Source organism: Geofilum sp. OHC36d9 (assembly GCF_052400685.1).
Taxonomy (GTDB): domain Bacteria; phylum Bacteroidota; class Bacteroidia; order Bacteroidales; family Marinilabiliaceae; genus CAZHHH01.
On sequence record NZ_JBQTGJ010000036.1, the window covers coordinates 1 to 8,292 of the forward strand.

At 43.9% G+C, this 8,292-nt stretch carries 4 protein-coding genes; 3 read left to right on the top strand and 1 reads right to left on the bottom strand.

Translation table 11 applies throughout. The features are described 5' to 3' along the window. Positions 1 to 969: 969 nt before the first annotated feature. Positions 970 to 2,175 (bottom strand): MFS transporter, encoded by a 1,206-nt coding sequence (locus tag ACT3CD_RS17095; RefSeq protein ID WP_444646883.1) that lies wholly within the window; start codon positions 2,173 to 2,175, stop codon positions 970 to 972. Between the two features lie 1,527 nt (positions 2,176 to 3,702). On the opposite strand from ACT3CD_RS17095, the gene ACT3CD_RS17100 reads away from it, so the two are divergent. The 3 genes from ACT3CD_RS17100 (at position 3,703) to ACT3CD_RS17110 (ending at position 7,941) form a co-directional block, all read left to right on the top strand. Then, complete coding sequence (locus tag ACT3CD_RS17100; protein ID WP_444646884.1) at positions 3,703 to 6,066, top strand: DNA topoisomerase 3; 2,364 nt, start codon at positions 3,703 to 3,705, stop codon at positions 6,064 to 6,066. A gap of 448 nt (positions 6,067 to 6,514) precedes the next feature. Next, positions 6,515 to 6,835 (top strand): type II toxin-antitoxin system RelE/ParE family toxin, encoded by a 321-nt coding sequence (locus ACT3CD_RS17105; RefSeq protein WP_444646885.1) that lies wholly within the window; start codon positions 6,515 to 6,517, stop codon positions 6,833 to 6,835. An 11-nt stretch (positions 6,836 to 6,846) separates the two neighbouring features. Continuing rightward, the gene (locus tag ACT3CD_RS17110; protein WP_444646886.1) at positions 6,847 to 7,941 is read left to right on the top strand and encodes a HigA family addiction module antitoxin; all 1,095 of its coding nucleotides are present in this window, start codon (positions 6,847 to 6,849) and stop codon (positions 7,939 to 7,941) included. The last annotated feature ends 351 nt before the right edge of the window (positions 7,942 to 8,292 follow it).

Consider the following 8,292-nt stretch of genomic DNA (forward strand, 5'->3'; position numbering starts at 1 on the left):
GGATGCAAGCCCATTTTTTGTTACGCTTATTTTTATCATCGAATTACGCGAATTAACACGAATTAAACGGATTTTTTATTCCCCGCCACATTGCGCGCAGGCGGTTCCCCCTCAAGGGGGTTAGGGGGCATGCGTAGGCGGTTTTGAAAAAATCAGAAAGGAAGGTTTGATTTGCCCTTTCAGGGCGCTGATTTGGTCGGTTTAAGTTTACCCAAGGCGTTGCCATTGGGCTGAATTTAGTTGGGCTTTCAGCCCGAAAAATAATGACCTATTTGCATCTGCCTATTAATGTGTCAGCAAGAAAGTACCATTTTTTGTTACGTTCATTTTTGTCAGCGAATTACGCGAATTAACCCGAATAAAACGGATTCATAGTGCCATGGCCACATCGCGCGCAGGCGGTTCCCCCTCAAGGGGGTCAGGGGGCATGCGTGAGGGGATTTGAAAATGTTGGAAAATACAACAACCAATAAGTATGTAAGTATTGATTTACCCTTTCAGGGTGCTAATTAGGTCGATGTTTTTCTACCCAAGGCGTTGCCATTGGGCTGAATTTAGTTGGGCTTTCAGCCCGAAAAACAATGACCTATTTGCATTTGCCTATTAATGTGTCAGCAAGAAAGTACCATTTTTTGTTATGTTCATTTTTATCAACGAATTACGCGAATTAACACGAATTAAACGGATTTTTTGTGCCATGGCCACATCGCGCACAGGCGGTTCCCCCTCAAGGGGGTCAGGGGGCATGCGTAGGCGGTTTTGTAAATATATCAACCATCAGGATGCAAGCCCATTTTTTGTTACGTTCATTTTTATCAGCGAATTACGCGAATTAACCCGAATTAAACGGATTCTTAGTGCCATGGCCACATTGCGCACAGGCGGTTCCCCCTCAAGGGGGTTAGGGGCATGCGTGAGGCGGTTTATAAATATCGAAAATCCAACAACCAATCCCCATATCTTTTTAACTCAAATTCTTTTCTGGTCGGGCCTCTTGAGGCTGCGAATAAAAAGAGCAATAAAAGCAGAGCTGGTAACCATAAAGACCGCGCCGGTGATGATCAGCGCCTGGTTCAGATCCAGTTGGTCAGACAGCCATCCAAAAAATGGCGCTATGATGGCAAAGAAAGCACGAATAATGAGACTGCGGATAGAGAGCACCGTTGCCCGTACTTCGGACGGCGCAATCACATTCACCAAATTTTTGAGCACCGGCGTTGCAATACCCCGTGTGGCATAAAAAATGATCAGGACGGCAATCAACCAAAAGGAAGTGGTGCTGAGTCCGGCTGCGATGAAACCGCCGGTTATTAAAAATGTCATGATTATTGTAAGCACCCGTAGTGACAGTTTTCTTTCCAGCCGATAGGCCCAAAGTGTGATAATGCCGACCAGTAAATTTAAAAAAGTAGCTGTGGCGCCAATGTATATCTCCGAAAATCCAAAGGCATGCAGTTGCAACTGATAAACCCAGGCCATGGTGAGTGTGGCAGTGCCTATAATTGACGAGTAAATTAATGCCCATCGTAACTCTTTATTTATGACCATGGCATATTTTACGATTGCCAAAATATCTTTAAACCCGGGTTTTAAGCGGTGACGCGCGAAGCCGGGCTCTACCAGCGTAAAGGCTGCCGGCACGGCCACAAAGGCGATGCCTGTTTGCCAGATAAAGGGCGTGCGCAGCGATATCTCGGCCAAAGCACCGCCGGCAATGGCGCCCAGCGATTCGGCAAAGTTGCCGATGGAAAGGGTCCGCCCTTCGTATTTGGTATATTGATGTTGCTGTCCGCCTTGTTTAAGGGAGTCGAAGAGCATGGCCGAGTCGGCACCTGAGATAAGACTTTGTCCAATGCCCAGCGTTATTTCCGCCGCCATAAACCACAGATAACCTGTCCCCACTGAGTAAAGCATAAAACCCAACGTCCCCAGAATACTTCCCAACACCAGCGTGCTTTTACGCCCCAGCACATCGGCCAGGTAACCCGAAGGAATCTCAAAAATGACGATGGCGATGGAATAGATGGCTTTTAAACGGAATGCTTGTTCGTTGCTGAAGCCCATGTCTTTGTAAAACAGCATCAGAATAGGCATGGTGAGCATAAACCATTTGGCTGTTTTGATGAGGTATAAGCGCGGTATATTTCGTTCGACAGACGGGGTGAAAAAGTTCATTCATCTTTGGTTTGAAGCCACGAAATTACAAAAGTTAGCCTGCAAACAATGACCCTTGCCCGTATTTCCTTTGTGTTTCTGCGAAAACTTCGGTGGCATGGTGCCATCAATTTGGTGCAATTTTTTTGTTACGTCCATTTTTGTCAGCGAATTAACACGAATTATCCCGAATTTTTTTGTGCCCCCGCCACATCGCGCGCAGGCGCTTCCCCCTCAAGGGGGTTAGGGGGCATGCGCGAGGGTTTAGGAGAGTATTATAAATACGTCAACCAATCAGTAAGGAAAGTTTGATTTGCCCTTTCAGGGCGCTTGTTTTGTTCGATGTTGGTTTCCCCAAGGCGTTGCCATTGGGCTGAATTTAGTTGGGCTTTCAGCCCGAAAGACAATAACGTATTTGCATCTGCCTATTAATGTGTCAGCAAGAAAATCCCATTTTTTGTTACGTTTATTTTTGTCATCGAATTACGCAAATTAGTCCGAATTAAACGAATTCTTAGTGCCCCAGCCACATCGCGCGCAGGCGGTTCCCCCTCAAGGGGGTTAGGGGGCATGCGTGAGGGTTTAGGAGAGTATTATAAATACGTCAACCAATCAGTAAGGAAAGTTTGATTTGCCCTTTCAGGGCGCTTGTTTTGTTCGATGTTGGTTTCCCCAAGGCGTTGCCATTGGGCTGAATTTAGTTGGGCTTTCAGCCCGAAAGACAATAACGTATTTGCATCTGCCTATTAATGTGTCAGCAAGAAAATCCCATTTTTTGTTACGTTTATTTTTGTCATCGAATTACGCAAATTAGTCCGAATTAAACGAATTCTTAGTGCCATGGCCACATTGCGCGCAGGCGGTTCCCCCTTAAGGGGGTCAGGGGGCATGCGTGAGGGTTTAGGAGAGTATTATAATCAGTAAGGAAAGTTTGATTTGCCCTTTCAGGGCGCTTGTTTTGTTCGATGTTGGTTTCCCCAAGGCGTTGCCATTGGGCTGAATTTAGTTGGGCTTTCAGCCCGAAAGACAATAACGTATTTGCATCTGCCTATTAATGTGTCAGCAAGAAAATCCCATTTTTTGTTACGTTTATTTTTGTCATCGAATTACGCGAATTAGTCCGAATTAAACGAATTCTTAGTGCCATGGCCACATTGCGTGCAGGCGGTTCCCCCTCAAGGGGGTCAGGGGGCATGCGTGAGGGAATTTAGAAATATTGGATAATACAACAACCAATCAGTATGTAAGCCTTGATTTGTCCTCCATTTTTATCAGCGAATTAACACGAATTAACGCGAATTTTTTATTGCTTCGCCACATTGCGGGTTGGCGGTTCCCCCTCAAGGGGGTCAGGGGGCATGCGTGAGGGAATTAAATCGATTCACAGAAAGCGTTGCAAGGCGAAATGGTTAGGGGGCATGCGTGAGGCGGTTGGAAAATATTTCAGACTTCACAAGCCTTGAATTTGAACATTTCTTACGGTGCATTTGAATTTTTTAGCTGAGACTAACTATCTTCGTGGATCAGTTAAATGGAACTCAAAAAAAAATGAAGGTCTGCATTGCCGAAAAACCCAGTGTCGCAAAAGAATTGGCCCAAATACTTGGGGCCACCACCCGAAAAGATGGTTATTATGAAGGTAATGGCTACCGGGTGACATGGACGTTCGGTCATTTATGCACCCTGAAGGAGCCACACGATTATTTACCCGACTGGAAGCGCTGGTCGCTGGGCACATTGCCCATCATACCATCGCGGTTTGGCATTAAGCTGATTAGTGATCAGGGGGTCATCAGGCAATTTCGGGCCATTGAGTCCATTGTGAAAGAGGCAGAGCTCGTCATTAACTGTGGTGATGCCGGCCAGGAAGGTGAGGTGATTCAGCGGTGGGTGTTACAAAAAGCCAATTGCAAGTGTCCCGTAAAACGTTTGTGGATTTCTTCGTTGACCGAAGAGGCCATCCGCGAAGGCTTTAATAAGCTTTACGACGGGTCCGATTTCGACCGTCTGTATGCCGCCGGCAGTGCACGTGCCATTGGCGACTGGCTGTTGGGCATCAACGCCACACGGTTGTACACTCTGAAATATGGCCAGCAGGGACAGGTGCTGTCCATTGGTCGTGTGCAAACGCCCACACTGGCACTTATTGTCGGACGGCAAAAGGAGATTGATAATTTTGTGCCACAGCCATACTGGGAGTTAAAAACGGTTTATAAAGAGGTGGTATTTAACAACTCTGAAGGGCGTTATACCAATAAGGAAGAGGCCGAAAAAGCCATTGAGGTCATACGTGGTAAAGAGTTTGAAATAACCGGTTTTGAGCGCAAAAAGGGAAGGGAAGCACCGCCCCGATTATTCGACCTGACATCGCTACAGGTGGAGTGTAACCGTAAATTCAGTCTGTCGGCCGACGATACCCTGAAGACCATTCAGTCGTTGTACGAAAAGAAGCTGACCACCTATCCGCGTGTCGATACCACTTTTCTGAGTAACGACATGTATCCTAAAATTGAGGGGATCATGAAAGGGTTGAAGCCTTACCAGTCGTTAACAGCGCCTGTTTTGGCCAAAAAAATCCCCAAATCGAAAAAGGTGTTTGATGACACCAAAGTTACCGATCACCACGCTATTATTCCCACCGGACAAAATCCTTCTTCATCGCTCAGTCGCGACGAGAAGCTGGTGTTTGATATGGTGACGCGGCGTTTTATTGCGGCGTTTTATCCCGATGCCACTATTAGTACCACCACGGTGGAGGGAAAGGTTGAAACGGTGAATTTTAAGGCCACCGGAAAACAGATTCTCGATCCGGGATGGCGTGTGGTGATGAAGATGAGCCAGGGTAAAAACGACGACAATGTGCTGCCCCAATTTACCAAAGGTGAGCGCGGAAGCCATGAGCCCGATTTGCAGGAGAAGGAGACGCAACCGCCCAAACCATATACCGAAGCAACGTTGTTGCGTGCCATGGAAACGGCCGGTAAGCAGGTGGACGACGAAGAGTTGCGCGATGCCATGAAAGAAAACGGAATTGGGCGACCTTCCACGCGTGCGGCCATCATCGAAACGTTGTTTAAACGTAAATATATCACCCGCAACCGAAAGAGTCTGGCCCCGACCATTACGGGCGTGCAGCTCATTGACATCATTCGTCATGACCAGGTGAAATCGGCCGAATTAACCGGTTTGTGGGAGAAGAAATTACGCGAGATTGAAAATGGCACTTACGACCCGGCTGAGTTTATGAATGAACTGAAGCAGATGGTGTCTGACATTGTTTATGCGGTGCGTCGTGAACCCACTTTACAGATGATTGAGGTGGTGGACGACGAGTCCAAAAAGAAGGCCGGTGCCGCCGGCACGCAAACTGCCGCCAGCGCCCAGTCGTCCATTAAATGTCCTCGTTGTGGTGAAGGCGTCATGCTCAAAGGGAAGCAGGGGTGGGGCTGCTCAAGATATAAAGAGGGCTGCCATACGGTGGTGCCATTTACATTTATGGGCAAGCAACTTACCGACAACCAGATGGAGACGCTGCTTCGTAAAAAGAAAAGTCCGCTGATAAAAGGCTTTGAACAGGCCGGCGAGAAAATGGACGGCGTGCTCATACTCGACGATAATTATCAGCTGCAACTGCAAAAGGAGGAAGAACCCGAATGGCTTTGTCCTAAATGTAAGGAGGGACTCATCATAAAAGGGCATTCGGCTTATGGCTGCGAGCGTTATGCGCAAGGCTGCAGGGTGGTCATCCCCTTCGAATTTATGGGTAAAAAGCTGACTCAGAAACAAATCGGGGATCTCATTCTGAAAGGGAAAACCAACCTGCTGAAAGGTTTTGTGGATGCATCGGGCAATGCAATAAACGGCCGGTTGACCTGGGACGCCGACTTTAAAGTCGTTATCGAGGCATCCTGATGTTTGTATTAAGCTTTACGGATTGATGGGGTGCAATTTTTCTATGTATCATGCGCCACGGATTGATTTGTAAAGCATTTATTCTTTATGCATCCCAGTTGGACTCCTCCGGAGTCCTGATGTTTGTAGCCAATCATTGGCTACAAACCTTCGACCTCAAAGAGGTCGGACAATTCATAAAATCAATAAAAAACGGTAACCGGGATTTTCAACGTCCCAGTCCAGTCTTCATATACACACAAGCAATTATTATATGTACAAAGCCTCCTTTTTTATTCCGGCATAATGTTATCATTATCGTATGGAAAAAATAAGCCGTTGTGCCGGATAGAATACGTGTAATGATTTAATATTGTCTGTAATCAGAGGTTTGAAGTTGATAAAATTCACTAATTAAGTGAACTTATTTGGTTATTTGTGCTTACCTTTGCATTAGAAATTATCGAATATGGAAATTGTATTTGAAACAGATTATTTGGAGCAGCTATATACCGAGGGTAAAGCAAAAGGCAAAAAGTATCGCTATCCCAAAGGATTGATTTCTAAATACAAACAGACCATAGATAAATTAAGAGTTGCTAATAGAGTTGAGGATTTATTTCTATTGAGAAGTTTGAATTATGAAAAATTAATTGGAGACAAAAAAGGATTAGAATCTGTTCGGGTAAATCAACAATATCGAATAGAATTTCGAAGTGCCGTAGAAGGTGAAGAACCCGATACCATTACAATATGCTCAATTATTGAATTAAGCAAACATTACAGGTAAACGCTGAAATTATGACAACACAAAATAATATATTACCATTTGAAGCAACACATCCGGGAATTTTAATAAAAGACGAATTGGATGCAAGGCCTGATTTGAAACAAAAAGACTTAGCAAAAGAACTTGGAGTTAAAGCTTCATTTTTAAATGAAATTATCAAGGGTAAAAGACCTGTCACAGCTGATATTGCCATTTTATTAGAAAAAATATTCGAAATACCTGCTGATTATTGGATGAAATTCCAATCTCAATATGAGATAGATAAGGCTCGAATTAAAGAGAAAAATATTGCAAAGCTTAAAAATATTGAGATTTGGAAAATGATAAAAGAATATGTCCCGGTTAATTACTTTAAAAAACTGGGTTATCTCAATGATGATCTTGAAAAGGATATTCTAGCCATTAAAGAAATATATAATGTGGAAAATATTGATGATTTAGTGTCTGTTTATGCTAAGAATAAATTTGCCTTTTATCGAAAATCAGAAAAACTTCAGGTTGACGAAAAAAATATGTTTGCATGGAGTTCTTTAGCGCTGCATGAGGCTAAAATTCAAACTGTAAATACGTTTAAGTTTGAAAACATAGCGCAATTGTGTATTGAATTAAACAGTGTTTTTCTTAATAACGAAAGAACAATTGAAAATGTAAAATCAACTTTGAATCAATATGGTATTAAACTGGTTTTAATTCCAAAACTTGAAAAAATGCCAGTTGATGGATTTTCTTTTTGGTCGGGTAATAATCCTGCTATAGCTATAACTTTAAGACACAACCGTATTGATAATTTTGCTTTTACTGTAATGCATGAAATAGGTCACATAGATCTGCATTTAAGAAATAATAAGGAAAAAAGCTTTTTGGATTTAACAACGAAAGACAGGACTGATACCTATGAAGCAGAAGCAGACTCATTTGCCCAGCAAAAATTGATTTCAAAAGAGTGCTGGAATGATGTTTTGAGTAACGATTTCCCCTTAGATGATGATAAACTCATTGAAATAGGAGAGAAATATAACATCAATCCGGCAATTCTTCAGGGTCGGGTTTGTTTTGAAAAAAATCATTATGCTCTAAAGACAAAAATTGACAAAACGTTGAAGTAACGGTAGGTAAGAATTTGTAAACGTAATGGTCCGGTCGGCTTTCCGGGAATATTACCTCCAGCAGTTCCATTAGCCGCAGGCGACAAGCTACGTGCCATGCCGCCACATGTTTTCGTCGTATGTAAAAAGCTCCGCTTTTCAATATTTCAACAATTATCCGTATGTAAAAAGCGTCCTTTTTTGCCGGGGAAGCCATGTCGGTATCTACACGGCGTCCTTTTTTGTCTAGGGAAGCCATGTAGGTATCTACACGGCGTCCTTTTTTGTCTGGGAGGCCATGTAGGTATCTACACGGCGTCCTTTTTTGTCTGGGAAGCCATGTAGGTATCTACACGGCGTCCTTTTTTGTCT

Bases quoted from the DNA above. Each gene is read 5' to 3' on its own strand.
- ACT3CD_RS17105 (WP_444646885.1), top strand. From the start codon at position 6,515: ATGGAAATTGTATTTGAAACAGATTATTTGGAGCAGCTATATACCGAG.
- ACT3CD_RS17100 (WP_444646884.1), top strand. From the start codon at position 3,703: ATGAAGGTCTGCATTGCCGAAAAACCCAGTGTCGCAAAAGAATTGGCC.
- ACT3CD_RS17110 (WP_444646886.1), top strand. From the start codon at position 6,847: ATGACAACACAAAATAATATATTACCATTTGAAGCAACACATCCGGGA.
- ACT3CD_RS17095 (WP_444646883.1), bottom strand. From the start codon at position 2,175: ATGAACTTTTTCACCCCGTCTGTCGAACGAAATATACCGCGCTTATAC.